Source organism: Marinarcus sediminis (SeqCode), from assembly GCF_048571275.1.
Lineage (GTDB): Bacteria > Campylobacterota > Campylobacteria > Campylobacterales > Arcobacteraceae > Marinarcus > Marinarcus sediminis.
In genome coordinates, this window is sequence record NZ_CP182357.1 from 763,099 (window position 1) to 788,444 (window position 25,346).

Here is a 25,346-nt window from a genome sequence, read left to right on the forward strand (position 1 = left end):
GCTTATTGACAACCACTGCACTCCATACTTCTGTCTTCTACGTTTGAAGCGGCTTCTGGTGATTGACTTCTTAAATAGTATGTCGATTTTAATCCCAATTTCCAAGCTAACGTATAAATTTCATGCAGATATTTTCCACTGGCTTTATCCAAACTCATAAAGATATTCGTACTTTGTCCTTGATCAATCCATTTTTGTCGCACTGCGGCGGCTTTAATGATGTCCAATTGATCCACTTCATATGCTGGCACATAGTATGTCCACGTATCTGGACTCAAATTTGGTACAACAACAGGAATGAGTCCACTTAAGTTCTCTTCAAACCACTTTCTTTTGTACACAGGTTCAATGGCTTGTGTTGTACCCACTAAAATTGAAATTGATGATGTTGGTGCAATGGCCATAAGATACCCATTTCTCATACCATCTTTTTGAACTTTTGCTCTTAAACTCTCCCAATCGTATCCTGAATCAAAAAGGTCTTTATTGACCAACGCATTCACCGCTTGTGGTGCATGGTCATGAGGCATGATACCTTGACTCCATTTAGAACCTTCATACGTAGGATAAGTTCCCTTTTCAACCGCCAAATCAGAACTTGATTTGATGGCATTATATGAAACTGCCTCCATAACCGCATCAATCTTTTTAAGATGGTCATTGCTTCCCCAAACCAGTTGACTCTCTGCAACCATTTGAGACTCACCCATAACACCCAAACCAATCGCTCTTGTTTTAAGATTGGTAGCTTTGACTTTTCTCAATGGATAGAAGTTTAAATCAATGACATTATCCAACATTCTTATTGCTGTTGGAACAACTCTTCGGATATCTTCATCTGTATGAATTTTACTTAGATTAATAGAAGCCAAGTTACAAACAGCGGTATCTCCGTCTTCTTTCTCTTTTTCAACAATAAAAATTTGTTTTCCACCGATTGAATCAAGCGCAGTGATTTTGTTGGCTTTTTTAGTAATGCCAGAATCAATTTTGATTAATTCCTCTTCTTCATGTGTTGTAACCGTTCCATCGTCATACTCAAATCTGATTTTATAATGATTTGGATTGGTGTTTTGGAAAATCTCTGTACAAAGATTTGAACTTCTTATGTGTCCAGTATGGCTGTTTGGATTTGCCCGATTGGCATTGTCTTTAAAACATAAAAATGGACTTCCTACTTCAAAATAAGAGGTTAAAATCTTTTTCCATAAATCTTTGGCTTTCATTCTCTCTTTTGTGATTGAGTCGTCATTTTCATATTCAATGTATCGTTTCTCAAACTCATCCCCATACAATTCCGATAAATCTCGAACTTCATAAGGGTCAAAAAGCGTCCAATATGAATCTTCTACAACTCGCTGCATGAAAATGTCTGAAATCCAAAGGGCAGGGAATAAGTCGTGTGCTCTTCGTCTCTCTTCACCTGAGTTTTTCTTTAAATCAACGAAATCTACTACATCCATATGCCATGGCTCTAAGTAGACAGCAATTGCCCCTTTTCTTGTACCCAATTGATCTACGGCTAACGCAATGTCATTGGTAATTTTTAAAAAAGGAACCGTTCCCCCAGCAGCACTTTTGTGGTCATCAATCACACCACCTAAACTTCGGATTTGATTCCAATCCCAACCAATACCACCACCATATTTAGACAAGAGTGCCATCTCTTTATAGCCATCAAAAATTCCTTCAATGTTATCTGGGCTTGAACCAATATAACACGAGCTCAATTGGTGTCTGTTTGTTCGTGCATTTGATAAAGTTGGCGTAGCAAGCATCACTTCAAATTTTGAAATAACATCATAAAACTCTTTGGCTCGTTGTTGTTTGTTGTTTTCATTTTGCGCTAAGAACATGGCAATTCCCATGAACATATGTTGTGGCAATTCAATAGGTTGTGCTTTTTTGTCTTTGATTAAATATCGGTCATAAAGTGTTTTAATTCCCAAATAGTTAAATTGAAAATCTCTTTGTGGTTCTAAATAATCATTCAAATCATCCAAATCGTATCCACTTTCAAGTGCAGGAATCATTCTTCCTGCTTCTTGTGCTTTTTGAATGTATGTTTTTAAATGACAATACGCTTCACCTTTAATTCCACTCGTTGCTCGTCCTACTTTATGGTAAAGGTTAAACAAGAAGAGTCTTGCTGCAACAAATGTCCAATTGGGAACATCAATATCAATCTTTTCAACTGCTGTTTTAATTAACGCATCTTGAATATCTTCTGAACTCATTCCATCAATAAATTTAATTTGAGCATCAAGTTCTAATTCACTTTGAGAGACACTCTCTAAATCTTTTGTTGCAGCAATCGTCATTTTTTGGATTTTTGTAATATCTAAAACTTCTTTTCTACCGTTTCTTTTTTGTATCATTATTGCCATAATTTGTTACCTACTTTATATGATTTTTATTTATTAAATACTCTATTAAAAATTGCATCGACATTTTTTGTATAATAATCAAAATTAAAACACTCTCTAATTTGATTTTCACTCAACGAGTTTCTCAACTCTTCATCATCTAAAAGATATTGAAGATAGAGACTCTCTCCTTTTTCATTGGTCGTTGCTTTACCTTGTTGTAAACCTTCCCACACTTTCATTGCGTTTCGTTGCACAATTCTGTATGCATCCTCTCTGCTCACACCAGCCAGTGGAAGTTCAAGTAACACTCTTTGAGAGAAAACCAATCCACCTGTTAAATTCAGATTTCTCATCATATTTTCTGGCATAACAGTTAAGTTTGCAATGACATTGTTCATTCTGTGAAGCATAAAATCGGTTGTAATGAAAGAATCAGGCAACCAAAATCGCTCAGTTGAACTGTGAGAAATATCTCTTTCATGCCAAAGTGCCACATTTTCCATTGCAGGCATTGCATACGCACGAATCATTCGGCATAACCCTGTGATATTTTCTGTTAAAATAGGATTTCTCTTATGAGGCATTGCAGAACTTCCTTTTTGCCCTTTAGCAAAAAACTCTTCACACTCATACACTTCTGTTCTTTGCCAATGTCGCACTTGTACGGCAAATTTTTCAACTGAAGAGGCTAAAAGAGCCAAAGCTGTCGCCAATCTTGCATAACGGTCTCTTTGAATCACTTGGTTACTTGCAGGAGCTGGTTTCAATCCCAACTCTTCACACGCATACTCTTCAAGCTCTAAAGGAGCATGAGCAAAGTTACCCATAGCCCCACTGACTTGCCCCACAGCAATTACAGCAAGTGTTTGCTCTAGGTTTTCTAAATGTCTTGCCATCTCATCGTACCAAACAGCTAAAACCAAACCAAACGTAATTGGCTCACCATGAATACCATGACTTCTTCCTACCATCAGAGTCATTTTATGTTCTTGTGCTCTTGTTTTGATAGATTCCATCATCATTTTTACATCTTCAATGATTAACTCCAAAGAAGCTTTCATTTGCAATGCAACGGCTGTATCCACTGTATCTGAAGAGGTCATACCATAGTGAAACCATCGTGATTCTTCACCTAAAGTTTCAGAAACAGATGTAGTAAATGCGATTAAATCATGTCTGGTAACTGCTTCAATTTCATCGATTCTTTCCACTGAGAATCCAGCGTTTTTAACGATTTTTTGTGCATCTTCATCAGGGATCAGACCTAATTTATTCCAAGCTTTTACCACCGCGACTTCCACATCTAGCCACGCTTGATATTTTGCTTGCATTGTCCATTTGCTACTCATTTGCTCTCTAGCGTATCTATCTACCATTCATCAATCCCTTATGCATTTTTATCAAGTTTTTTAATATATTTTTGTATGATATGGTATCTTAATTTAGCCAAATTTTTTCTTTATTTTGGCTAATTTTTTATTTAATTCTAGGAAATATATTGCCATTTGTGTTCAAAAAATATGATGCCATTAAAGGCAGAAAAATTCAAATATTATTGTTGCGTGATTTAAAACTAAGCCCCAAATTTGCGCAGCGCATGCTGGGTCGGTTCCGTGTTTTTGATTCCAATTATGTTCCTTATACCAGTTCTCAAATTGTTGAAGAAGATTTCATATATATTGCCGAATTTGAGGGACACACAAGAGGATTAAAACCCTTATTGGTTTTTAAAGATTTTGCCTTGTTTGATAAACCTTCAAATTTGATGGTTCATCCCAGTTCAAAACACACATCATACTCACTTTTGGATGAGATACGATACCACTTGGGAGAAAAAGCCAATCAAATTCACCGTATTGATGCAGAGACTTCTGGCTTATTACTCGTAGGTTTGCACAAAGAGAGCATCAATGCATTAGGTACGATGTTTGAAGCCAAAGAGTACCAAAAATCTTATCTTGCCATTGTTGAAGGGCACATCAAAAATGAGATACGCATTGACTCTAAAATTGACAGAGAAGGTAAAGTCATTGGCGTGAGAATGAAAGCAGGTGATACGGGGAAAAATTCATTAACCCATATCAAACCCTTGTCTTATAATCCACAAAGAGACATTACACTTATTCAAGCCAATCCCATCACAGGACGACAACATCAAATCAGAGTCCATTTGTACTCCATAGGACATAAAATTTTAGGGGATCCTATTTATGGTGTGGATGATGATACCGCTGAAGCGTATTTAAACAAAACCTTAAGCGAAACAGAAAGGGTAGAAGTGACAAAAAGCCATCGATTATGGCTTCATGCACACTATTTAGCGTTCAATTATAAAGGAATAATTTACAAAATTTATTCAAAAAACAGTGATATTTTTCAAGAGTTTAACGCATAAAAAGATCATACAAAATAACACTCCACACGACAACAAAAACCGTAATGCTCAAAAATACAACCGCACTTCCGACATCTTTGGCTTTGCCAGCCATTTGATGATGTTCTAACGTAACTAAATCTACCACTCTTTCTATGGCACTGTTGGTTGCTTCTGCAATCAACATTCCAAATAAAGAGATAAAAAGCAAGATTTTATTGACCAACGTTGTATCAATGAACAAAATAACAGGAATTAATATTACGGTTAATACCAATTCAATTTTAAATGAACTCTCCGTAGCCACTAAATCTTTTAAACCTTTAAGCGCATAAGAGGTGTTTTTAAAAAAATTATATTTGGGTTGATTTCGCACTCTTTTTCCTTTCTATTATCGTTATCAGTTGGTCAATGATTAAAATAATTAACCAAGCCAGCAATAAAGTGATAAGTGTATGACTCAAAAAGTGGTCACCAATTAACATTTTATATGTACCCATACTAAAACCTATAATCAAAGCTACTATAACGGCTCTTTTTTTATTGCGTTTACTTTTAAATAAAAAAAACAGCGACAACAAAGCAAAACCACCACTGGCATGACCTGCAGGCCAACATTTGATTTTACAATGAGGACAACGCTTCTGAAAACTTTTTGGATAGTGTTCAAAGATGTTGACATTGGGATATTTCCCATAAAAATATTGGGTATTTTTAGGACAAGGCATATTTGTTACTGCTTTTAAACTTCCTACAACCAAAGGTACACAAATGGAAGCGAACAAAACAACGATTAAACCTCGTTTGTACGCAATTACTGTTGTGTTTTTTCGTAAAAAAACCAGAGCCAACGCAACAAGCAAAGCAAAAGCAATCAATACTTTTTTAATGCCCGTATAAAAAATAAACTTCAATACTTTATTGTTGCCATCTAAAATCCATTGATGTGTGTTTTCATCAAAAAAAAACGCTTGAACATAAATGTCTAAGTTTGTAAAAGCAAATAGTACAATAACCCCCATTAATAAAATGAGAGTTATAAGAAAACCCCTATTTTTTCTTTGATGCATTATGCAATATGTCCATTTTTGGATTATAGACTGTGGTTTCTACTTCAAACACACCTAAAAGAGTATGAAAAAGATTGTCTTGTGAAAACGTCTCATTCTCATATGATTTCAGCTTGTTCACATCAATATCTTCTAACATTGCTTCTCCTCCAAACCACATTAAAGCACCTATGTGTTTTTGTGCTTCTGGTGCCATAAAATAGGGTAATCCATGCAAATAAATACCATTTTCGCCCAAACTCTCTCCATGATCACTCATATAAATCATGCCCGTTTCATACTCTTTTGAATAGGGTTTTAGAAACTTAATCACTTTTGATAAAAAATAATCGGTATATAAAATGGCATTATCGTAGGCATTTCCAATCTCTTCTTGAGTACACTCTTCGAGTTGATTGGTTTTACACACAGGTGTAAATTTTTCAAATGCTTTAGGATAACGTTTATAGTAAGCGGGTCCATGATTTCCCATTTGATGAAGAATGATTAAAATATCTTTGCCTTTGTGATTTTTGATATAGGCATCTAAACCAACCAACATCCCTTCATCACGGCACTCATCACCATCGCATATGGTATTGTTTTTATGGGTTCTGTAATCTTCATAATCGACTCTTAATGCCACGCCTTTTGAATCAGAGTTGTTGTCTCGCCACAACACTTGTATATCATTGGTATTGGTTAAAACATCCACAATGTTTTCAGTAGTGACACCTTTTTTATAATCGTAATCGGCTCTATTAAAAATCGAGAACATACAAGGGACAGATTCTGCCGTTGATGTACCACATGAGTAGATATTACTGAAATTGATAATATCCTCTTTTTTCAATAAAGGATTGGTCTCTCTTCCATAACCATTTAAAGAGAATCTGTCTGCTCGAGCCGCTTCTCCTACAACCATAATGACCAATTCCAGTTTCTCTTTATTGTCATCATCTTTTTCATCTGCAATTTTGGCATCTTGTCCAAGAAGAGTCAATTTAATGGGTTTGTTATTGTATGTTTTATTGACATATTTACCTAAACTGTAAATCCAAAAAGGAGGGTTGGTATAAAGTCTTAACATTTTATGCTCTCGGAAAAATGAAGTGTAATATTTGTTGAAACTCAAAATTGTAACCACAACAATTACAAGAGCAACTATAAGAGTTCTGAGTTTTAAGAAGAGCTCTTTTTTGAAAGGGTAGTACTCAATTTTGCTTTTATAGACCAAGAAAGAGGGAATAATTCCAAGAAAAAGAACATAAGCTACCAATTTAAAACTGAAAAGATCAACTGATTCATTGAGATTGGTTTGCAAACTGTTTCGTATCATCCCATCATCAATAATGACATTATACGTATTCATAAAATAACTTGTAAATGCACAAACCATTAAGAGTAAAATTAACAGAGGTTTGGTCGTATATTTTGAACTTACAAGAGTAATTAAAAATAGAATAAACGCAAATAAAACCACTCCCATAGAGAGTATAAAAGGGATATTTTCGCCTGAAAATTCATATACTTTTATCACATTCTTAAAAAAAGCAAAGTTATGAAATAGCGTAAAAAAGAGGGCTGAAAAAAGTATTAAACGGTATTGTGAGATATTTTTCAAATGATTTCCTTAAATAGTTATATGAAATAATACTTACTATTAGTTAACCAATAATTAATATTATAACACTTCAATTCACAACAGTATAGACCCTCCTTGTTGGTGACGTATTAAATGGTTGACATCGTTTAAATCATTCCTGAGCCAATGCGACATGTTATTACCTTATGATATAAATTATTGAACTGATTATTATTGTTGCTTCTAAAGCAATGATAATAATGAAGTCTTTTTTTGATTGTAAAAATTTGTTTTTTATTGTTTTCATATTTTCTCCTTAAATAAATTAAGAAGGGTCTATATTGAAGATATATAATAATATATTGGTGATAAAAAAAATATTTCTTTCTTTAAAAAATATTTTTTTCTAAGTTACTATGAAGCCAAGGTGCAAAAGAAACAGTTGGTAATATCATTGCATGTTGCACAAGCGGGTGCAGTTTTCCCAATACAATCATAAAGATATTTTTTCCATCGTACGTCATCCGGTTTAATTTTGGCCAAAGAGGTGAAATTTTTCATCATCACTTTCCCCATAACTTCACGACTTGCCAATCCCAAATCCGAATAAAGATGTCCCATCTTCAAAGAGGTTTTAGCAATTAACGGTGCCAATTCATCTTTTGCATACGCATCATTTGCATGCCGTTGTAAAAGTTCTAAAACCTCTTTTTCCATTAATGCCAAATCTCTCATTCTCTTCTCCTTACGGTATATCACAAAACTCTAACTCTAAATTTTCGGGTCGTTTGAGTCCATTGTTATTTAAAATATAGAGTTTTTTCAACTTGATTAACTCTTCAAATGATTTAGGCAAGACTTTAATGTTGTTATCTTCAATGTCCAACTCTTGAAGATTTTTTAAATTCCCAATATTTTTAGGTAAAGCAATCAAAGAGTTTGAACTCACACTCAAATCGGTGAGATTTTTTAATTCACATATCTCATCTGGCAGAGTGGTTAAAAAATTGTTATCTAAAATCAAAATCTTCAAATCTTCCAGTTGACTGATATCAAAATCCAAAGAACTCAAAGAGTTATCACTCAAATCAAGTTTAATGAGCATATCATGCGACTCTAATGAAGGTAAGTCTTGTAATTCATTGCCTTCGAGCAACAAGGTTTCCAACTCTTCAATTTTTGAAATTGACGCAGGAAGCGTCGTTAAATGATTAAATGAAATATTGAAGTAATACAACGATTTCATATTGCCAAAGGCATCGGGCAACGCTTTTAATTCATTGGTATCTAAAGATAAAAAAAGCAACTTTGAGAAATTCTCAAATTTTGGCGAAAGTTCATTGAGTCTGTTCGCTGCCATGGTCAATCGTGTAAGATTTTTAAGTTCATAAAAACTCTCTGGCAAACGGGAAAGTTTGTTTTCACTGATATTTAATATCATCAACTTTGAAAGTTCACCAATGGTTGAAGGCAACGTCTCTAAAAGATTGTTTTCACACTGTAAATTGCGTAACTTCTTCAACATACCAATATTTTCAGGCAAGGAACTTAAGCGATTGCCTGAGAGTTTTAGAACACTTAAATTTTCTAAACACCCAATACTTTCAGGTAAAGAGGTGAGTTTCTTTTTGTTTAAATCCAAATGTGTCATCATTTTTAAATCGTCAAAATGTACTGAAACAGTTCCGTCCAAACCATTGTCTTTAAGCCATTGTGCAAAATCTTCAAACTGTTCAAGCATGTTAATCCTTTGATCTATCATTTGCTGCATCAATTAAAAAAGAGATCTCTTCATAATCAATTGCCCCAAATTCTACCATGTTATATAAAGACATTAAAGCCCGTCTGCAACATGTTTTATTGCATAAGGTGACCAGCTTTTTGGCCTTTTTATAAGGAAGAGTTGTTTCTTGAAAAATAATCACTGCTTCTTGTATCGTTTTTCCACCACACTCACATATTTGTTTATTTTTTAACTCTTCCATGGTATATCTTTATTTTAATTCTGGGTGTAACGCTTTAAAGTCAATGACTTTTTGCATAGCAGCTTCAATATCATGACTTAAACCTGCGAGTTTAACATAATCTGTCCAAATGGTATCTTCAACAATATCATGTATCACACCCGCAATTTCAACCACTTTTCGTTTGTACATTGCCAACTCTTTTTTTAGCTCTTTTTCTAACTCTTTTTCCATTGTTTCTCCTTTAAATTGCATACAGATTTTCAAGTCTCAGTTGTGGTTTTTCACCCAAATACAGAAGCTTAAATGAGGCTTCTGCTTTGAATTTATAACTCTCATACAACTGAGTTATCTCTTTGACTTCTTTGGGGGCATAGGCATAAATTTTTTTCAAACCTCGATAGTATAAAACCCCTCTTAAAAGCTTTTCTGCTTCTAAAAACGTTTCACTTTTCATAAACCAAGGTGAAATTTTGATAAACCGTTTATTGACCACATAGGAGTGCAAAATGCCACTTTGAGTTCCCAATTTCAATGAATTGCCAAATACACAATCTTTATGGAAATAGTCATAGACATTTTCATTTAAGACAGAAGAAGACAATTTTTTAAGAATCTCATCATAATTTTCAATGCTCACTTGTTTGGCATGGGTATTTGAAAAATTAAATGCAACCGGATCTCCTGAGTGCATAAATCGTACAAATTCACTGTGAATATTAAAATCAAACTCTTTTAAATCTGAACATAAACCATTTTCAACCAATAAAAACACATTGGATGTTGAGACATTTTGCAAAAAAAGCTTCATCAAACGTACCAAAACTTCTTTATTGTTTTTATCCACTTCTAAAACATTCACAAAAACACTATTCTCAAAAGCATACGCTGACAATACTCCTACAATAGTATTTTCTTTATATGCTGCAAAACAGTATTGAGGAAAGGCTTTGTACGTATTTTTAAGCAACTCAATATCCACTAAAATATTGCTTTGCGATAACGGTTCTAAAGCCTCTTCAAAATCGTTTCTCAAATATCCAATGAACATAGGTATAACTCTTTTAATTCTGAAGCATCCAGAACTCTTTTTCTGTTGGTCACAATGGCTCTTATTTGTGGTAAAAGCGCATCAACTGCCTCTTTTTTAGCCTCAATACCTAAAAGTTTTAAATGGTAAATCAACGTTGAACTTCCCGAGTGTTTTCCAATAGGAAAATATCGTTTTAATCCCACCTCTTTGGGTGTAAATGGTTCATACGATGATTTTGATTTCATCATACCATTGACATGAATACCCGATTCATGGGTAAAAATATTTTCTCCAATAATGGGTAAATTGGTATCCAATCGTCGATTTGATGCCAAACACACTTTTTGTGTAAGCGCTTTGAGTGCTTTAATGTTAATGTTTTGATTGTTGCCTAACAATCGATTGGCTGTCATTAAGACTTGTTCAAAAGAGGCATTTCCTGCACGCTCACCCAAACCAATTACGGTGGTATTGGCACTTTTAGCTCCCGCTTCATATCCAGCAATGGCATTGGCCGTTCCCATTCCAAAGTCATTGTGTGTGTGCATTTCAATGTCCAACAAATCACATGAGACCAAGGTTTTGATGTTTTCGTAGGTTTTATGTGGGGTTAAAATTCCAACGGTATCACAATATCGAAATCGATTGGCACCCAAACTCTCACCCAGACTCATCACCTCTTTTAAAAAATCAAGATTGGCACGGCTTGAATCTTCCCCACCAATACAGACAAACAGATTCTCTTTTTTGGCTTGGATTATGGTCTCTTCGAGTTGTTTTAAGAGTCGGATTTTATCTCCATTGAATTTGACATCAATCAAAATATCAGATACTGGAATGGATAAATCGACCGCTTTTAATCCACATTTGAGTGAGGCATCCAAATCTTTAAGCGTGGCTCGATTCCAACTCATGATTTGAATGGGTAAATTAAGCGCCAATATCTCTTTTAAATCCTCTTGCTCTTTTTTTCCCATGGCAGGTATTCCCACTTCAAGTTCATGGGCACCTGCTTGATATAGAAGTTGTGCAATTTCAAGTTTCTCTTGAGTGTTAAAAGCAACATAAGGGGCTTGTTCACCATCACGCAACGTTGTATCGTTAATCAGAAACATATCATTACCTCCTAAGCGGAATATATATAAAGGTAATCATGCATTTTCTATTCCATAATCAAAAAGTACAAAGAAAAATTTAGGGATAAGTCAGGAAAGTGGCCTTTAATTAAGCCATGATTTTTTATGCAATAGAGTTAGGCATTAACCTAACTCATGCTCACTTTTATAAAAGTATTTTTTAACCGCATCGTGTACCGATTTTTCAATTGGGGCAAAAGCGTATGAATCATCGCAAATCAAATTAATCGATTTAAGTTCATCCATTGGACAACCTCCAATTTTTTCGGTGAGTAGAATATCACAATCTTTGAGTGTGTTTTTAATCTCTTCAATTGGGTAAGAACCATCGCAATCTTCAGGTCCTTTACAATACGCATTTTCAACTTTTCGGTGCATTACAAATTTGATGGCTTTATCACCCGCTTCGTAAATTAAGAACTCGGTAGCATTACCAAAGTGCAGATTCACCGTTCCTTCACCTGCTGTTGTAACGGCAACCAATTTGGTTTCACCCGTAGAACTCAATTGCTCTTTAGAGGCTTGTTCAATCTTGATTTTGTTGTTGGCTTCTTCTAACGCCGCTCTCCAGTTTTCAATGACTTGGTGTTTTTGTGCTCGTGCTGCCATGTCATATTTTTTCTCTAAATCTTCCCAAGACATATCAACAAAAACATCATTAGTAAACTCATCACCTCTGTCTTCACCAATTAATCCAACCGCATCGGCTCGACATTGTCTGCAGTGACTCATCAGTTTCATGTCCATTCCACACGCTTCTTGGGCAGCCATAACCTCTTGGTCTGTTGCACTCTCTTGACCATTTAACCCATAATATGTTCCAAACTCTGGTTTACTTAACAGTGGCATAATGTTGTGTAAAAATACGTTCAATTCTTTCAGTTTTTTCGCCACATTGGGTAAATCTTTGTCATTGACCCCAGGGATTAATACCGAGTTGGCTTTAACTAAAATACCTCGGTCAGTCAGCATTTTAATCCCTTCAAGTTGTTTTTCAAGAAGAATTTTCGCCCCCTCTTTTCCAAACACTTTTTTGTGATTCCAATGAACCCAAGGGTAAATTTTTGAACCAATTTCTCCCGTTTCATCAACGGTATTAATCGTAACCGTAACGTGGTCAACATTATATTTTACGATTTCATCAATATAATCTGCCAGTCGTAAACCGTTCGTAGATAAGCACAGTTTTAAATCGGGTGCTTTTTCTTGCAAGAGTTTAAAGGTTTCAAATGTTTTTTTAGGGTTTGCCAACGCATCACCTGGTCCTGCAATTCCTACAACAGAGAGTTGTTGAATTTCACCACCGATGTATAATACTTTTTTAACCGCATCTACGGGTTGTAATTTTGAAGAGGTAACCCCTGGTCGACTCTCATTTGAACAATCAAATTTTCTGTTACAATAATTACATTGAATATTACACGCTGGTGCAACCGCAACGTGAATCCTTGCATAGTGTTGGTGTGCTCCTTCACTGTAACAAGGGTGATTATTAATTTTATCCATAACTTCTTGTTGTAAACTCTCTTGTGGACTACTTGATGTACATGAACAACTCATAGTAACTCCTTTAATATTTTCTAATTTGATTTATGCACATAGTGTTCCACACAAAACTTAGGAATACAAAATGCATAGATATTATTTATAAAGAAAAGGATTTAACATGAGCGTGCAAAATAGAATAAAAGACGAGTTAATTAAAGAGATATATTCGAATGTGGATAATATTTATGATTTTATAGAGAGTCGATATAAATTGGATACACCTTCTAATGATGCCATCATTAAAAAGCTCAATGAGTTAAAAGATCTGGTCTATAAAGTTTCAAATTTATCTGAACTTTCATAAATCAATCAGCGATGAGTATAGTAACAATAGGCAGTTAGTTTTAGTCAGAAATAAACTGTGTAGTATACTCATCACTCATTAATTCATTGTCATCTCAACCATTTTCCCTTTTAGAATTTCACAAAACTCCACACCATGATTAAAACATCTTTGCAGTTCTTCTTCATTGGGAATGAGTTTGATTTTCAATAAATCTAAAGGGGGTACTCTGAAATTCAGAAATTTCATTCGATGTAAAATCATATCAATGGCTTCGCCGCTCCAACCATAAGAGCCAAATGCGCCTGCCATTTTACCTTTTTTTTCTAAAAACATCATACATGAGAGCAAATCCCACACAGGACGAGGTGCGTCACCATTGATGGTTGGCGTTCCAATTAAAATTCCATCACTTTCATCAAGAAGTTTGAGCATATTTTGTTCACCCAATGAAGCCAAATCATACACATTGGCAACAATGCCTTCAACACTTTCGCACCCTTCATAGATTTTTTCAGCCATGTTTCGTGTGTTTTTATAACTGGTCAAATAAAAAATAGAGACAATTTTATTGCCCGACGCCAATTTCTCACAATCGACTTCACTCCATTTTTTATACAAATCAATATACTTTTTAGGGTTCTCTTTTAAGATGGGGCCGTGCAAAGTGGCAATCATATCAATTTCAAATTTTTCATACAATTTAATGGCACTTAACACATACGATTTAAACGGTCGCATGATATGGTCATAGTAGTATTGAAAAGAGTAGGCAAAATCCCCTACTAAATCATTGAACAATCGTTTATCGCAATAGTGGCTTCCAAAAACATCGCCCGAAAAGAGCAATTTGTTTTCCACCACATACGAACTCATGGTTTCAGGCCAATGCAAATAGGGCGTAGTTAAAAATTGGATGGTTTTATTGCCAAGCGTAATGCTTTTATTCGTCCAAACCGTTTCAAAATCAATCGTTTCTGTTTTAGTAATGGCTTTTAGCATACTTGTAGCTTGTGGTGAAATCAGCACTTTTGCTTGGGGTGCACGTCTGATAAGTTCAGGAATTGAGCCCGCATGATCGGGTTCTAAATGGTGAGAAATGACATATTTTATTTCATCATAAGTACAGTGTTGTTCAATTTTTTTAAAAAATTGTTCTTGAAACTCTAACTTTACACCGTCAACAATAATAATGCCCTCACTGGTTTTAATTAAATATGAGTTGTATGATGTTCCATTAGAAGTTTTCATGATAATATCAAACGTTCTGATTTCTGGGTCAAACACGCCAATAAAATAGATATCTTTTGATATTTCTACAATGTCATTGCTCATCATTGACTAATAACCTTTTCATCCATAAAGGAGGATTTGCTTTCATTTTGATAATTTTTTTCAAAATATCTTCTATCTTCTCGTTTTCACTTGAAGCTTGCATAGGGAACACTCCAGAAGCTTGCACCATTCGTGAAGCTTTTGGTCCAATTTGTTGGACATACAAAATGTCGCTGTCTTCTAAGCACTCAATTTTATAAGTGAGTTTATCAACCTCATCTTCAATCTCAATTGAAGAGTCGACGCTCTTGACAAAATTGTAATCATTTTCAATGATTTCATAGATATAAAACTCTTTGCACCAACCAAAATGTTGATTCACATGAATATTGTCCGTTGTTGCAAATGCAATTTTCATAATATATATAACCGAACTCGCGCATCAATGAGTTGTTCTAGGGTATTTCGTATCATTTCATACGTACCTGTACTTGCCATTGAACAACCCGCACATGCACCTTGATACGCCAACCTTACTTCTATTTCGGGTTCATTTAAATAATCAATTAAAAGAATATTTCCCCCATCTTTGATTAAAATTGGGCGAATAAATCTCTCCAAAGCATCGTTGATAAGATTGAGTTGCTCTTCCAAACTTTTTGCTCGAAATGATCGATTCAATTCACACTCTTCAACCAAAGGTTTATCCAAACCAGCCAGTTGAATATTGGCCATGGCATGTCCATTTTGAGCCGCTTTTAACATACACGCAAATCCCTCTTTGACCTCTTCAACCAAACTTCTGTCTTGAAGCAGTACTAATGCCAGTCGAAAAGCTGCTTGCGTATGATTTTTTGCAATGGCACGTCGGAAATACGCTTTGGCTTTTGGCATATCCTCTTCCACACCGATTTTTGATTGATACATCAATGCTAAGTTAAAATTGGCAGAGTCGTTGTCATATTTGCTTGATTCTTCAAAATATTCACGCGCTTTAGTAAAATTTTTTTCTACGCCTTCACCTTTTAAATACATCAAACCTAAATTGGCCATGGCTTGGTCATTTTTCAGCTTCGATTCCTCTTCCCATATTGCTTTTGCTGTTGCAAAATCTTTTTGTTTGTAGGCACTCAGTGCTTCTCTGTGTCTCATAAATCGTACTCCTTCACCCGGATTTGGTATCGCTTGGTTTAACTCTAATTGTCGTTTGATATGTTCCGCCAAATACTCATGCGCAATTTCTACGGCTTCATCGTAATCTTCACTTGAAGCTTTAATATCAAAATCATAAAACTCTACCAAATAAGCATCACCCACTTCATTTTCACCACAATAACACTCAAAGGGATATTTCAATGAGAGGTAATACTCTAAATCTTTGTTCATTTTTTTTCCTAAAAATCTAAGGCTTTGTGAGCAACTCTCTCTTCATAAGGGATGGCCTCTCTGAAAGGTCGAGGTTGGTTTTCAGGCGAAAAAATGCCTTTTATTTTGTGCTCTCTTATTTTATATGTTCCATTGGCATGACCATCCAAATAGTAATTGTTATACTCTAAAGTATATGGCATATCCCATACAATCGCACCAGGTGTTGGACAAACATCAAAACATTTAGGCACGGAACAATCCACACACTCAATACATTTTTCAGGTTTTACATATGTATGTTCTGGATCTTCCAAAGGCGAATCATCGGCACTTACAATTGCCGTTGCAGGACATTCATCTACACAGGCATCACAATTAATGCACTCTTGAGTTATTAAAATTGACATGGTGACTCCTTATTTTTTAGCACATGTACAGTTTCCACTGTTAATTAAAGTAGAAACATTGTTATCATCTAATTTTTTAAAATCATTCTTTAAAAAACCCACGTAAATATCTTCTAAAGTCAATTCAACTTGCAAAGAAGAGTAAACGTCAACATCATTTTCGTTTAAACACTTATATAATCCCTCACCCATATGGTAAAAAATGGTACATGTGGTTCCTGTAGAAGATACAAAGTTAGCAGTATCTTCACCATCGCCTGCTCCTTCATTTTCTACGACTCTGAATGTTCCCGTTTGAGCATCCATCAGTGCAAAAAAAGGCGCACTTCCATAAAGTTTTGAAATTAATGTTGAATCTTTAGTATCTAAAGGTATTGCAATCATTTTCTCTCCTTTTGTTTTGTTAAATAAATCTATGCAAGAACTATTCCATACTTTTTCAAGGAACGGCTTTTGCATACTTAAAATACAGAAAACCAATATAAAGAGTCTATCATGGTCAATAAAAAACTTATCAGAGAATTATTAAACGAAAGTGCCTGCTCACATAATAAAACAAAAAAATCATCATGCGATAAACCAAAGCCAGGGGCAACCAGCGGTGGTTGTGCATTTGAGGGTTCACAAATTGCGCTTTTCCCTTTTGCCGATGTAGTACACTTAGTCCACGCTCCAGCTACATGTATTGGAGCTTCTTGGGAAACCAGAGCAACGTTAACTTCTCATGAAGGGGAGAATAACACCGTAACAGGTTACTGCACAGATGTTATGACCAATGATATTATTTTTGGTGGACACACCAAGTTGGAAGCCTCAATAGAGTACATAATAGAACATAAAAAACCCAAAGGTATTTTTGTATACGAAACGTGTGTCACGGCCATGATTGGAGATGATATGGATAACGTGTGTGCCAGAATGCAAGAAAAACACGCTATTCCTGTAGTTGTTATCCACTCTCCTGGATTCGTAGGAGGAAAAAATTTAGGCTCAAGATTGGGTGCGGAATCAGTTTTACACCAACTCATTGGAACAAAAGAACCCGAAGAGATTCACCCTTTTGGAATCAACTTAATTGGAGAGTATAACGTCACAGGTGATATGTGGCAATATGTTCCTATTTTAGAAAAGATCGGGATTAAAGTGGTTTCAACGCTTGCAGGGGATGGACGACTTGAAAACATTCAAATGGCACATCGAGCCAAACTCAATGTGATTGTTTGTGCAAAATCGCTGATTTCATTAACCAGAAAAATGCAAGAAGAGTATAATATTCCCTACATCAGTATCTCATTTTATGGAAAACGAGATACTTCAAATGCCATTCGAAGTATTGTCAATGCGTTTGGAGATGAAGCGCTGACAAAACGAGCGGAAGCCATTATCAAAGAAGAAGAGGAAAAACTTGAAACCGCATTGATTCCTTACCGAAAAATTTTAGAGGGGAAAAAAGCGATTCTTAATACAGGGGGAAACAAATCATGGTCAATTGCTTCTGCACTGCAAGATATTGGTATTGATGTCATTGCCACCAGTGTTAAAAAAGCCACATTAGAAGACAAAGAGATAGCGGCACAATATGTCAAAATTTTAATCACTGACCCAGGGACAGAACAAGCCAAATTGATTGATGAACACAATGTGGACATTTTACTTGCTGGAGGAAGAAGTTTATATACTGCCATTAAGAAAAAAATAGCCTTTGTCGATGTCAATCAAGAGAAAAAAGTGAGTTATGGAGCGTATGCGGGGTTGGTTAATTTGGCCAAAGATGTTTGTAATTCCGTCAATAACAAAGTCTTTAAAGTAGTGGGAAATCCTGAACCTTGGGCATAGTGTCAATACCCTATTTTAAATTTATATAAAAAACCGTTATAATGTTCTTTTATATATAAAGGAACATTATGGAAGAGAGAAAAATCAAAAACTATTTTTTCTATTTTGCCAGTTTGGTCATCATTATAGCGGGGCTTAAAATTGCGTATGAAGTTGTCATTATTCTGTTTTTGTCCATTTTTATCTCATCAATCATCTCATCAATTCTCAAACTCTTAAAGAAAAAACATCTTCCTACTTGGCTGGCTTATTTGCTTGTTCTGGGGATTTTTACACTGATTTCTCTTCTTCTTGCGTATATTGTCAATATTTCACTCAAAGATTTTATATCAAATCTTCCCGTATATGAAACCAAATTACAACAAGCCGTCATTGATACCATTGCTTTTGCAGAATCGTATGGTTATTCTATTGATAAAACCATGATTCTGGATGCACTCAATTTAAACTCATTTTTTGGAATTACTACAAATTTAATTGGAAGTATTGGTACTTTTTTATCAAAGTTTTTACTCATTATCATTGGGATTGGATTCATCCTTGCAGAATCAAAATCCTTTGAAAAGAAACTCAGACTTATTTTTAGAAAAGAAGCAGAAAAAATTGAACACTTCAAACTTTTTTCAAGTAATATCCAAAAATATTTTTTGGTCAAAACAGCAACGAGTTTTTTAACCGGTTTTTTGGTCGCAATTGTTTTGATATTTTTTAATATAGACTACCCTGTTCTTTGGGGAGTTGTGGCCATGCTTTTTAACTTTATTCCCGTGGTTGGTTCTATTATTGCAGCCATTCCAGCCATACTTCTGGCTTTTGTAACAAGCGATTTAAATACCACTTTAATATTAATCGTACTCTACCTTACCATAAATATTTCTATCAGCAATATCATTGAACCAAAATTTATGGGGAAAGAGCTAGGATTATCTCCTTTGGTTATATTCTTCTCATTGATTTTATGGGGTTGGATTTTGGGAATAGTGGGAATGTTTTTAGCCGTACCAATTACAATGACCTTAAAAATTGCCTTTGATTCAAACAACAGTACAAAATGGATCTCGTTACTGATGTCAAATGTTAAAACAGGATAAAACGGATTATCCGACTTTTCCCAATAATGCTTTCATTAAATCGGCGTTGTTTTGTAAATCAAATCCTCTTGCTACCATCCAATCAGATATGACCTCTTCTTTATACTTCAATTCTCTGTCTCTGTAGAAAGCATACTCTGCTACTTCATCCCAATTTCCATCTTTATCTAAAAAAGATTTTTTAAAATGCCCTGTAATTGGAATTTGAATGGGAACAGGATGTTTAGGATCAGTGGCATCAAATCCTTCTAAATATCTGGTTTCAAGAGGTGGTTCATACGATTCAGAACTTACTACTTGAAGGCTTTTGTTAAAATCAGCAAATTCAGAGTTTTTGGGAATCTTAAAATCAATGGGATTTTCTCTGTTATTTGTTATGGTAAAGAAACCAATATTAAACTCATTTACAGTATCACTGATTGAAGACATAAGGCACTCCTTAATTAAATAACTGAATAAATTATAAAATCATTTACCTTAAATTAGCATAAACAGTTACGGTTATCTCTTTGGGAACACTATTTGCATATATATGAAAAAACATATAGGAAAAGTCATGGAAAGTATGCATGCAAAACCTCTGCAATTAAACCCTATCAAACTGTCGCAGCCTATGGGTGCGATGCTTTGCTTTTTAGGCGTTAAAAACTGTATGCCTTTAATGCACGGAGCACAAGGATGTGCCAGCTTTTCAAAAGTGTTCTTTACTCGACATTTTAATGATCCTATTGCGGTACAAACGACTGCAGTTAATGATATTACTGCGGTCATTGACGGAGGAGATTACTCTATTTCCGAGAGCATTAAAAACATTACAAAAAAAGTCAAACCTGATTTGGTAGGACTTTTTACGACAGGTTTAACTGAAACAAAAGGGGATGATATTAAAGGGGCAACCTTGTTGCTTAAAGACATGCAAGAGATTGCATATGTCAATACTCCCGATTTTGAAGGCTCAATAGAGAGCGGATTTGCCAAATCCATTGAAGCCATAATTGCCCAACTGGTTCAAACGGCAACATCTGTAGACAGCAACAAAGCCGTTATCATTCCTAACGTCAATCTCAAACCCATAGAAGTTGAAAAACTCAAAGATACCATTTCGCTTTTTGGTTATGAAGTTTTAGCGCTTCCTGATTTGAGTGAATCACTTGATGGTCATTTGGGTCTGAAACAAGGGGCATTGAGTTCGGGAGGAATCAGTGTTGAAGAGATTAAAAACTTGGGCACCGCTTCATTGGTTATCTCAATTGGACGAAGTGTTCAAAAAGCGGGACTGAAACTTCAAGAGAAAAATGAAAAAATGAAACTTTTACACTTTGACTCTTTAGGCGGACTTGAAGCCAGTGATGAACTCTTTAAAGAGTTATGTGCCATTAAAAATATCTCAATGCCTCATCCAAGTATTGTACGATGGAGAAAACGACTTCAAGATGCCATGTTGGATTCTCACTTTGCCATTGGAAGTTCTAAAGTAGTCATTGCATTAGAACCCGATCAAGCGCTCAGTGTAGCTCGAACCATTATTGAAGCTGGGGCAACTATTAAAGCCATTGTAACAACATATAAAACCAATTTACTTGACCATCTTGAGTGTGAGAATATCCTTTTTGGCGATTTTGAAGATGTAGAGACGTTAATGCAAGACAGCGACGTGCTTATTACCAATTTCCACGGTGAAAGATTGTGTAAGAGATATAAAAAAGCATTAATGTTACGAGGTTTCCCTGACTATGAAGGGGTAGGGAATCAACTGAAAAATGATGTTTTATATGAAGGAAGTGCCTATTTACTTTTTGAATTGGCCAATTTAATCAACGAACATAAACATGGAGCACACAATGAGCATTGATTTAGCACGTCCAATCGTTCCAACTATTGCTTTAAAAATGTTAAGTGGGAATACCCGATTATTGGGTATTCCGAAACAACGAGTTCAAGTAGTGATGATTTTACCTCACATTACTGAATTTAATGAAGAGTTAAAAAATGCCATTGATTTTTTTAAAGAGAGAGCCGAATCGTTTATTATCACTTCAAGTACTCAAAAGCAGTGTGATGAGGTGATTGCAAACTATAAAATCAAAGAGAATCTTATCTCAAGAGAGTACCAAGATTTTTCTAAAGTTTTTGCAATTAAAGATCAAAATGGCTTATTGGAAAAAGGGTTAATGATTATTGATACCAATTGTCAAATTACACATAAGGATATTTTATAACATGGAAGTCACACTGGAGAATCAGATTTATACATTGACAAAAAAAGAGCGCCATGTAGGGGGAGAAGCACCTGCTGTCCGAATTAAAATGTTAAATGAAGAGACAAAAGTTATAGGAATGTTGGCCCCACAAATACAAGTTATGATTACATTAACTCGTGTCGAAGATTTTAGTCCAATGTTACAAGATATTATGGAAGAGTACAAAGAAAAAACAGTGAGTTATCTCATTACTTCAAGCCCCACTTCACAACTGAATGAAACCGTCAAACAGTTTGATTTAGACAAAGGTTTTGTGAGCAATGAGTTCCTTGAATTTGCCTCAAAATTTGGATTGAACATGAAAGATTCTTTCATTGCAAAATCAATTTTTATTATCAATAAAGAGGGAGAGATTGTTTACAAACAACTCTTAGACAAATGTGAGTCACTGTATGATTTAGAAGAGTTTAAAGCCGCACTGCATGAAGCAATTCATACAAAACAAAAAGGCCATACACACGAAAACTGGATGGGATGATGAAAATATTTGGCATAAAAATACAAGTTTGGTTTAAACGAAACGAGTTTAACATTTGTGATATTGATGGTATTGGAAAATATGGAAATACGGCAATCATGCAAGCTGCACGAGAAGGAAATATTGAGATTATCAAAGAACTTCTGCAGTTAGAAGCCAATTTAAATATTCTCAATGAAGCAGGAAACAATGCCCTTTGGAATGCCTGTGTTTCTGACTGTAAAGAGTGTGTTGAAGCATTAATTGAAGCGGGAATTGATTTGAATACACAAAACATCAATGGAACAACACCGTTAATGTATTGTGCCTGTACAGGAAAAGAGTATTTTGTTGAACTGCTCATACAAAAAGGTGCCAATACACAATTGCTCGATCTTGATGGATTTAAAGCCATTGATTTAGCAGTCACCCCTAAAATAATAGCCATGTTAAAAAATGCAAACCTTTCATGAACAAACCAACATCACACTCAAAAAATATTACAGTGAACCCACTTTTATAGACTACACCACACAACCAAAAACCACCAAACACTATCCCCATTTTTTCCGAAGATTTTTTCTTGATGATTACCCCACCTTAACATTTATAAAAAATATAGGGAAAATCACCTACACCAAAACTTACGGAAACGACAGCATTAGTTTACGCACCAATCCCAGCGCAGGAGGGTTGTATCCGTGTGAAGTTTACATACAAATACGTGGCATGAAAGGGTTTATTTCGGGAATTTACCACTATGAGCCTTTGGCAAATGCCCTTGTTTTAATTCACGAACTCACCCAAGATGGCATCGAAGCTTACTCATCAAACCCAAATAAACAAGAGAAGTTTATTTTTATGATCAGTTGTGCCTATTTTAGAACAACGTGGAAATATGAAAAACGCTCCATTCGATATTTGCTTTTAGATTGTGGACATCAATTAGGAAGCATCTATGCGGCTTTATGTTTAGAAGGAAAAGAAGCCGATTTTAATGTTGATTTTGATTTAAAAAAACTCAATGAGCTGTTTGGCTTTGAAGGATTTGAATTTTTTCTTTCGGGAATAAAGAGTGAACTGCATAAAAGTATTGAAACCAAAGCGTTAAGAACACCGCTTGTTCACGTAGCAGCTTGTGATTATCAAATACGAGAACCGTTTGTAGAAGCGTTTTATCAAAAAAGTTTAGAAAAATCGAATCAAACTTTTGAAAAAGTTTCTTTATTAAACGATTTCACCAAAAATCAGTTAGCCCAAGCCATTGATTCAAGACGATCTGTCAGAGCGTTTAAAAAAGCGTCCATCCTTTACGATGAAGTTACGTTTATACTTAAAAATATTATTGAGTTTGCCGCTGCTTTTGGTATTGAATTGTATATGATAAACAACCATATTATGGGCTTAGAACAAGGACTTTACAAAAACGTAACCCTAATTAAACGCGGCAATTTTGAAGAAAAAGCAACGCATTTGGCTTTAAATCAAATGCTGGCAGGAAAAGCTGCTTTAACGCTGATTTTTACAGCAAATGAAAATTCAAATTACACACAAAGTAGCCTGCTTTGTGGTTTTATCGCTCACATTATATATTTAAGATCTGCAAAACTCAATATTGGATGCAGTGCCATTGGTGCCTATTTTGACGAAGAGTGTCAAAAGTTTCTTGAGACCAAAAACAACATCTTATATCTGTTATCAATAGGAAAAGAGGTTTAAAATTATTTGCTTATTTCTTGTGGAACACTACTTGCATATAAGTTAATTATAAATTCTTGATAAGGATATACAAATGAGTAGCATTAAAATCACAACAAACGAGCCGAAAAAAGGTGCATTAAAAATTGCTTTCGCAACAACAGATTTAGAGAACATTGACTCTCATTTTGGAAGTGCAACACAATTCGCTGTTTACGATGTCAGTAAAGACAGCGTTACAACCTGTGAAATTATTAAAGTTGAAGAGAAAGATACGGATAAAACAGTGGCCTTGCTTCAAGATATTGATATTGTTTACTTTACCAATATTGGTGCTATTGCTGCTGCTAAAATTATTAACAATGGAATTTTTCCTATCAAATATAAAGAGATTGTTTCAATTGAAGAAGAGTTGAAAAAATTAACAGAAATGCTTAAAGGCAATCCTCCTCCATTTATTAAAAAAATTATAGAAAAAAAGGCTGCATAGTGGAAATGAAAAAACTGTTTATTGATACTTTAGTTGGTCAAATACGAGCACTTGACCAATTTGGTACTTGGGCAAATAAATCAAATGAAGATTTATTGCAAGAAAAATATATCAAAAGTAAAGAAGCATTAAAAAATATTCCCATTATTGCGGATATTGATGAGATGCAAATTCAAGAAATTCGACTTATTTTTCAAGCAGTAGCCTTGGCTTTTGAAAAACTTACAGGCGTAATGTGCTCTGTGGTTATGGAGATGAGTCACGAAGGTTTTGGAAGAGTGGTTGTCTTTACTGGAAAAATTGTTTTATGTGAGAAATTTTTCAAAGATGCTCATAGATTTTCATTCAGAACGTATGAAGATTTAGAGAATGAGGGTGAAAAATATCTTATTAAAGCAAAAGAGACTTACGACAAATATAAAAACGTATAAATTTAACAAAGGGGAAAAAACATGTCAAGTATTGGAATTTTTTGTGGAACAGCAGGTGGGACTTCAATGGTCGTTGCAGATGCATTAGCAGAAGAGTTTGGAGTAGATGAAGTCATCAATATGGAAGAAGATTTTGATGAAATGGATCAACTGCTTGAACACGATATTTTATTTTTAGGAAGTTCAACTTGGGGTCAAGGAGATGTTCACTTTTCTTGGGTTGATATTTTATTGGAAATTGAATCAGAAGATGTGGATTTCAGTGGAAAAACAATCGCTTTATTTGGAGCAGGAGACAGTGTAAAACATGGAGAACATTTTTGCAGTGCGCTTGGAAAATTGCATGATGCTTTTACGAAAGCAGGAGCAAAAGTAGTTGGATTTGTAGATAAAAGTGATTACACATATGAAGCTTCATTGGCTGAAAAAGATGGAAAATTTTGTGGATTAGCCATTGATAACCACAATGAAGAAGATAAAACCGAAGAGAGAATTGAAAACTGGATTGCAATTCTTAAACAAGAGATAAAAGCTTAACCTTTAAAAGAACAACTTGTTGTTCTCTTTAGGGTTTGCTACTTTAGTAATTTTTAACAAATTACCAAAGCAGTTAAAAATGAAAGGTTCCCTTGAAAGGTATCCTAAAAAATACATTTTTTTAGGCACCTACTTTGGAACAAATTCAAAGGAG

At 34.8% G+C, this 25,346-nt stretch carries 30 protein-coding genes; 12 read left to right on the top strand and 18 right to left on the bottom strand.

From position 1 onward, the window contains the following. Window positions 1–2: 2 nt before the first annotated feature. Together ACNI3C_RS03880 and purB are read right to left on the bottom strand one after the other, a co-directional pair. Window positions 3–2,387 carry a ribonucleoside-diphosphate reductase subunit alpha gene (locus ACNI3C_RS03880; RefSeq protein WP_419770939.1) on the bottom strand — a complete coding sequence of 795 codons (2,385 nt, stop codon included), beginning with the start codon at window positions 2,385–2,387 and terminating at the stop codon, window positions 3–5. 26 nt (window positions 2,388–2,413) lie between these two features. Continuing rightward, window positions 2,414–3,745, bottom strand: a complete 1,332-nt coding sequence (gene purB / locus ACNI3C_RS03885; protein WP_419770940.1) for an adenylosuccinate lyase — start codon at window positions 3,743–3,745, stop codon at window positions 2,414–2,416. A gap of 131 nt (window positions 3,746–3,876) precedes the next feature. Here purB and ACNI3C_RS03890 point away from each other — a divergent pair, with 131 nt between their 5' ends. After that, entirely contained in the window at window positions 3,877–4,764 is an 888-nt protein-coding gene (locus ACNI3C_RS03890; protein ID WP_419771478.1) for an RluA family pseudouridine synthase, read from the top strand. On the opposite strand, the gene ACNI3C_RS03895 is transcribed toward ACNI3C_RS03890, so the two are convergent. From ACNI3C_RS03895 to nifB, 10 genes are all read right to left on the bottom strand, one after another. Then, on the bottom strand, window positions 4,754–5,119 hold the full coding sequence (locus ACNI3C_RS03895; protein ID WP_419770941.1) for a diacylglycerol kinase: 366 nt from the start codon (window positions 5,117–5,119) through the stop codon (window positions 4,754–4,756). The genes ACNI3C_RS03890 and ACNI3C_RS03895 overlap by 11 nt on opposite strands. After that, the gene (locus tag ACNI3C_RS03900; protein WP_419770942.1) at window positions 5,097–5,813 is read right to left on the bottom strand and encodes a phosphatase PAP2 family protein; all 717 of its coding nucleotides are present in this window, start codon (window positions 5,811–5,813) and stop codon (window positions 5,097–5,099) included. Before ACNI3C_RS03900 ends, ACNI3C_RS03895 begins: the two co-directional genes overlap by 23 nt. Next, entirely contained in the window at window positions 5,794–7,416 is a 1,623-nt protein-coding gene (locus ACNI3C_RS03905) for a phosphoethanolamine transferase (RefSeq protein WP_419770943.1), read from the bottom strand. Before ACNI3C_RS03905 ends, ACNI3C_RS03900 begins: the two co-directional genes overlap by 20 nt. Window positions 7,417–7,791: 375 nt before the next feature. After that, window positions 7,792–8,112, bottom strand: coding sequence for a nitrogen fixation protein NifQ (locus tag ACNI3C_RS03910; RefSeq protein WP_419770944.1), 321 nt, complete (start codon window positions 8,110–8,112; stop codon window positions 7,792–7,794). A 10-nt stretch (window positions 8,113–8,122) separates the two neighbouring features. Beyond that, window positions 8,123–9,118, bottom strand: coding sequence for a leucine-rich repeat domain-containing protein (locus tag ACNI3C_RS03915; protein ID WP_419770945.1), 996 nt, complete (start codon window positions 9,116–9,118; stop codon window positions 8,123–8,125). A 1-nt stretch (window position 9,119) separates the two neighbouring features. Next, entirely contained in the window at window positions 9,120–9,362 is a 243-nt protein-coding gene (locus ACNI3C_RS03920) for a hypothetical protein (RefSeq protein WP_419770946.1), read from the bottom strand. A 9-nt stretch (window positions 9,363–9,371) separates the two neighbouring features. After that, window positions 9,372–9,575 carry a hypothetical protein gene (locus tag ACNI3C_RS03925; protein ID WP_419770947.1) on the bottom strand — a complete coding sequence of 68 codons (204 nt, stop codon included), beginning with the start codon at window positions 9,573–9,575 and terminating at the stop codon, window positions 9,372–9,374. Between the two features lie 10 nt (window positions 9,576–9,585). Continuing rightward, entirely contained in the window at window positions 9,586–10,392 is an 807-nt protein-coding gene (locus ACNI3C_RS03930; RefSeq protein ID WP_419770948.1) for a hypothetical protein, read from the bottom strand. Further along, on the bottom strand, window positions 10,374–11,489 hold the full coding sequence (nifV, locus tag ACNI3C_RS03935; protein ID WP_419770949.1) for a homocitrate synthase: 1,116 nt from the start codon (window positions 11,487–11,489) through the stop codon (window positions 10,374–10,376). Before nifV ends, ACNI3C_RS03930 begins: the two co-directional genes overlap by 19 nt. A 144-nt stretch (window positions 11,490–11,633) precedes the next feature. Further along, window positions 11,634–13,070, bottom strand: a complete 1,437-nt coding sequence (nifB, locus tag ACNI3C_RS03940) for a nitrogenase cofactor biosynthesis protein NifB (RefSeq protein WP_419770950.1) — start codon at window positions 13,068–13,070, stop codon at window positions 11,634–11,636. Between the two features lie 106 nt (window positions 13,071–13,176). Here nifB and ACNI3C_RS03945 point away from each other — a divergent pair, with 106 nt between their 5' ends. Further along, window positions 13,177–13,362 (top strand): hypothetical protein, encoded by a 186-nt coding sequence (locus ACNI3C_RS03945; RefSeq protein WP_419770951.1) that lies wholly within the window; start codon window positions 13,177–13,179, stop codon window positions 13,360–13,362. A 78-nt stretch (window positions 13,363–13,440) separates the two neighbouring features. Here the strand turns inward: ACNI3C_RS03945 and ACNI3C_RS03950 are convergent, their stop codons facing one another. Genes ACNI3C_RS03950 through ACNI3C_RS03970 form a run of 5 tightly spaced genes read right to left on the bottom strand, consistent with a single transcriptional unit; the run spans window position 13,441 to window position 16,775 of the window. Beyond that, entirely contained in the window at window positions 13,441–14,679 is a 1,239-nt protein-coding gene (locus tag ACNI3C_RS03950) for an FprA family A-type flavoprotein (protein ID WP_419770952.1), read from the bottom strand. Further along, window positions 14,666–15,034, bottom strand: coding sequence for a NifB/NifX family molybdenum-iron cluster-binding protein (locus ACNI3C_RS03955; RefSeq protein WP_419770953.1), 369 nt, complete (start codon window positions 15,032–15,034; stop codon window positions 14,666–14,668). The genes ACNI3C_RS03950 and ACNI3C_RS03955 overlap by 14 nt, the downstream gene beginning before the upstream one ends. Continuing rightward, window positions 15,031–16,002 (bottom strand): NifU family protein, encoded by a 972-nt coding sequence (locus ACNI3C_RS03960; RefSeq protein ID WP_419770954.1) that lies wholly within the window; start codon window positions 16,000–16,002, stop codon window positions 15,031–15,033. Before ACNI3C_RS03960 ends, ACNI3C_RS03955 begins: the two co-directional genes overlap by 4 nt. 8 nt (window positions 16,003–16,010) lie before the next feature. Next, window positions 16,011–16,391: a 4Fe-4S dicluster domain-containing protein gene (locus ACNI3C_RS03965; protein WP_419770955.1), complete on the bottom strand. Its 381-nt coding sequence runs from the start codon at window positions 16,389–16,391 to the stop codon at window positions 16,011–16,013. A 9-nt stretch (window positions 16,392–16,400) separates the two neighbouring features. Next, complete coding sequence (locus ACNI3C_RS03970; protein WP_419770956.1) at window positions 16,401–16,775, bottom strand: NifB/NifX family molybdenum-iron cluster-binding protein; 375 nt, start codon at window positions 16,773–16,775, stop codon at window positions 16,401–16,403. Window positions 16,776–16,886: 111 nt separating this feature from the next. On the opposite strand from ACNI3C_RS03970, the gene ACNI3C_RS03975 reads away from it, so the two are divergent. Continuing rightward, on the top strand, window positions 16,887–18,227 hold the full coding sequence (locus ACNI3C_RS03975; protein ID WP_419770957.1) for a nitrogenase component 1: 1,341 nt from the start codon (window positions 16,887–16,889) through the stop codon (window positions 18,225–18,227). 68 nt (window positions 18,228–18,295) lie between these two features. Beyond that, window positions 18,296–19,318 (top strand): AI-2E family transporter, encoded by a 1,023-nt coding sequence (locus ACNI3C_RS03980; RefSeq protein ID WP_419770958.1) that lies wholly within the window; start codon window positions 18,296–18,298, stop codon window positions 19,316–19,318. 6 nt (window positions 19,319–19,324) lie between these two features. On the opposite strand, the gene ACNI3C_RS03985 is transcribed toward ACNI3C_RS03980, so the two are convergent. Then, window positions 19,325–19,747, bottom strand: coding sequence for a hypothetical protein (locus ACNI3C_RS03985; protein WP_419770959.1), 423 nt, complete (start codon window positions 19,745–19,747; stop codon window positions 19,325–19,327). A 127-nt stretch (window positions 19,748–19,874) separates the two neighbouring features. Between ACNI3C_RS03985 and nifN the strand changes: the two genes are divergently transcribed. From nifN to ACNI3C_RS04025, 8 genes are all read left to right on the top strand, one after another. Next, a complete protein-coding gene (gene nifN / locus ACNI3C_RS03990) occupies window positions 19,875–21,170 on the top strand; it encodes a nitrogenase iron-molybdenum cofactor biosynthesis protein NifN (RefSeq protein ID WP_419770960.1) in 1,296 nt (431 codons plus the stop codon). After that, window positions 21,160–21,537 (top strand): hypothetical protein, encoded by a 378-nt coding sequence (locus tag ACNI3C_RS03995; RefSeq protein ID WP_419770961.1) that lies wholly within the window; start codon window positions 21,160–21,162, stop codon window positions 21,535–21,537. Before nifN ends, ACNI3C_RS03995 begins: the two co-directional genes overlap by 11 nt. Before the next feature lies 1 nt (window position 21,538). Then, the gene (locus tag ACNI3C_RS04000; RefSeq protein WP_419770962.1) at window positions 21,539–22,057 is read left to right on the top strand and encodes a hypothetical protein; all 519 of its coding nucleotides are present in this window, start codon (window positions 21,539–21,541) and stop codon (window positions 22,055–22,057) included. Beyond that, window positions 22,057–22,509 (top strand): ankyrin repeat domain-containing protein, encoded by a 453-nt coding sequence (locus ACNI3C_RS04005; protein ID WP_419770963.1) that lies wholly within the window; start codon window positions 22,057–22,059, stop codon window positions 22,507–22,509. Before ACNI3C_RS04000 ends, ACNI3C_RS04005 begins: the two co-directional genes overlap by 1 nt. Beyond that, window positions 22,493–23,755, top strand: coding sequence for a SagB family peptide dehydrogenase (locus ACNI3C_RS04010; protein WP_419770964.1), 1,263 nt, complete (start codon window positions 22,493–22,495; stop codon window positions 23,753–23,755). Before ACNI3C_RS04005 ends, ACNI3C_RS04010 begins: the two co-directional genes overlap by 17 nt. Window positions 23,756–23,828: 73 nt before the next feature. Next, window positions 23,829–24,224, top strand: coding sequence for a nitrogen fixation protein NifX (nifX, locus tag ACNI3C_RS04015; RefSeq protein WP_419770965.1), 396 nt, complete (start codon window positions 23,829–23,831; stop codon window positions 24,222–24,224). A gap of 5 nt (window positions 24,225–24,229) precedes the next feature. Next, window positions 24,230–24,655: a NifX-associated nitrogen fixation protein gene (locus tag ACNI3C_RS04020; protein WP_419771479.1), complete on the top strand. Its 426-nt coding sequence runs from the start codon at window positions 24,230–24,232 to the stop codon at window positions 24,653–24,655. Between the two features lie 21 nt (window positions 24,656–24,676). Next, window positions 24,677–25,192 (top strand): flavodoxin, encoded by a 516-nt coding sequence (locus ACNI3C_RS04025; RefSeq protein ID WP_419770966.1) that lies wholly within the window; start codon window positions 24,677–24,679, stop codon window positions 25,190–25,192. Window positions 25,193–25,346 lie beyond the last annotated feature (154 nt).

What these genes read in the sequence shown, in the direction of transcription:
- ACNI3C_RS03880 (WP_419770939.1), bottom strand. Translation starts at nt 2,387, where the DNA reads ATGGCAATAATGATACAAAAAAGAAACGGTAGAAAAGAAGTTTTAGAT.
- purB (WP_419770940.1), bottom strand. Translation starts at nt 3,745, where the DNA reads ATGGTAGATAGATACGCTAGAGAGCAAATGAGTAGCAAATGGACAATG.
- ACNI3C_RS03900 (WP_419770942.1), bottom strand. Translation starts at nt 5,813, where the DNA reads ATGCATCAAAGAAAAAATAGGGGTTTTCTTATAACTCTCATTTTATTA.
- ACNI3C_RS03910 (WP_419770944.1), bottom strand. Translation starts at nt 8,112, where the DNA reads ATGAGAGATTTGGCATTAATGGAAAAAGAGGTTTTAGAACTTTTACAA.
- ACNI3C_RS03915 (WP_419770945.1), bottom strand. Translation starts at nt 9,118, where the DNA reads ATGCTTGAACAGTTTGAAGATTTTGCACAATGGCTTAAAGACAATGGT.
- ACNI3C_RS03920 (WP_419770946.1), bottom strand. Translation starts at nt 9,362, where the DNA reads ATGGAAGAGTTAAAAAATAAACAAATATGTGAGTGTGGTGGAAAAACG.
- ACNI3C_RS03925 (WP_419770947.1), bottom strand. Translation starts at nt 9,575, where the DNA reads ATGGAAAAAGAGTTAGAAAAAGAGCTAAAAAAAGAGTTGGCAATGTAC.
- ACNI3C_RS03930 (WP_419770948.1), bottom strand. Translation starts at nt 10,392, where the DNA reads ATGTTCATTGGATATTTGAGAAACGATTTTGAAGAGGCTTTAGAACCG.
- nifV (WP_419770949.1), bottom strand. Translation starts at nt 11,489, where the DNA reads ATGTTTCTGATTAACGATACAACGTTGCGTGATGGTGAACAAGCCCCT.
- nifB (WP_419770950.1), bottom strand. Translation starts at nt 13,070, where the DNA reads ATGAGTTGTTCATGTACATCAAGTAGTCCACAAGAGAGTTTACAACAA.
- ACNI3C_RS03945 (WP_419770951.1), top strand. Translation starts at nt 13,177, where the DNA reads ATGAGCGTGCAAAATAGAATAAAAGACGAGTTAATTAAAGAGATATAT.
- ACNI3C_RS03950 (WP_419770952.1), bottom strand. Translation starts at nt 14,679, where the DNA reads ATGATGAGCAATGACATTGTAGAAATATCAAAAGATATCTATTTTATT.
- ACNI3C_RS03955 (WP_419770953.1), bottom strand. Translation starts at nt 15,034, where the DNA reads ATGAAAATTGCATTTGCAACAACGGACAATATTCATGTGAATCAACAT.
- ACNI3C_RS03960 (WP_419770954.1), bottom strand. Translation starts at nt 16,002, where the DNA reads ATGAACAAAGATTTAGAGTATTACCTCTCATTGAAATATCCCTTTGAG.
- ACNI3C_RS03965 (WP_419770955.1), bottom strand. Translation starts at nt 16,391, where the DNA reads ATGTCAATTTTAATAACTCAAGAGTGCATTAATTGTGATGCCTGTGTA.
- ACNI3C_RS03970 (WP_419770956.1), bottom strand. Translation starts at nt 16,775, where the DNA reads ATGATTGCAATACCTTTAGATACTAAAGATTCAACATTAATTTCAAAA.
- ACNI3C_RS03975 (WP_419770957.1), top strand. Translation starts at nt 16,887, where the DNA reads ATGGTCAATAAAAAACTTATCAGAGAATTATTAAACGAAAGTGCCTGC.
- ACNI3C_RS03980 (WP_419770958.1), top strand. Translation starts at nt 18,296, where the DNA reads ATGGAAGAGAGAAAAATCAAAAACTATTTTTTCTATTTTGCCAGTTTG.
- ACNI3C_RS03985 (WP_419770959.1), bottom strand. Translation starts at nt 19,747, where the DNA reads ATGTCTTCAATCAGTGATACTGTAAATGAGTTTAATATTGGTTTCTTT.
- nifN (WP_419770960.1), top strand. Translation starts at nt 19,875, where the DNA reads ATGGAAAGTATGCATGCAAAACCTCTGCAATTAAACCCTATCAAACTG.
- ACNI3C_RS03995 (WP_419770961.1), top strand. Translation starts at nt 21,160, where the DNA reads ATGAGCATTGATTTAGCACGTCCAATCGTTCCAACTATTGCTTTAAAA.
- ACNI3C_RS04000 (WP_419770962.1), top strand. Translation starts at nt 21,539, where the DNA reads ATGGAAGTCACACTGGAGAATCAGATTTATACATTGACAAAAAAAGAG.
- ACNI3C_RS04005 (WP_419770963.1), top strand. Translation starts at nt 22,057, where the DNA reads ATGAAAATATTTGGCATAAAAATACAAGTTTGGTTTAAACGAAACGAG.
- ACNI3C_RS04010 (WP_419770964.1), top strand. Translation starts at nt 22,493, where the DNA reads ATGCAAACCTTTCATGAACAAACCAACATCACACTCAAAAAATATTAC.
- nifX (WP_419770965.1), top strand. Translation starts at nt 23,829, where the DNA reads ATGAGTAGCATTAAAATCACAACAAACGAGCCGAAAAAAGGTGCATTA.
- ACNI3C_RS04020 (WP_419771479.1), top strand. Translation starts at nt 24,230, where the DNA reads ATGAAAAAACTGTTTATTGATACTTTAGTTGGTCAAATACGAGCACTT.
- ACNI3C_RS04025 (WP_419770966.1), top strand. Translation starts at nt 24,677, where the DNA reads ATGTCAAGTATTGGAATTTTTTGTGGAACAGCAGGTGGGACTTCAATG.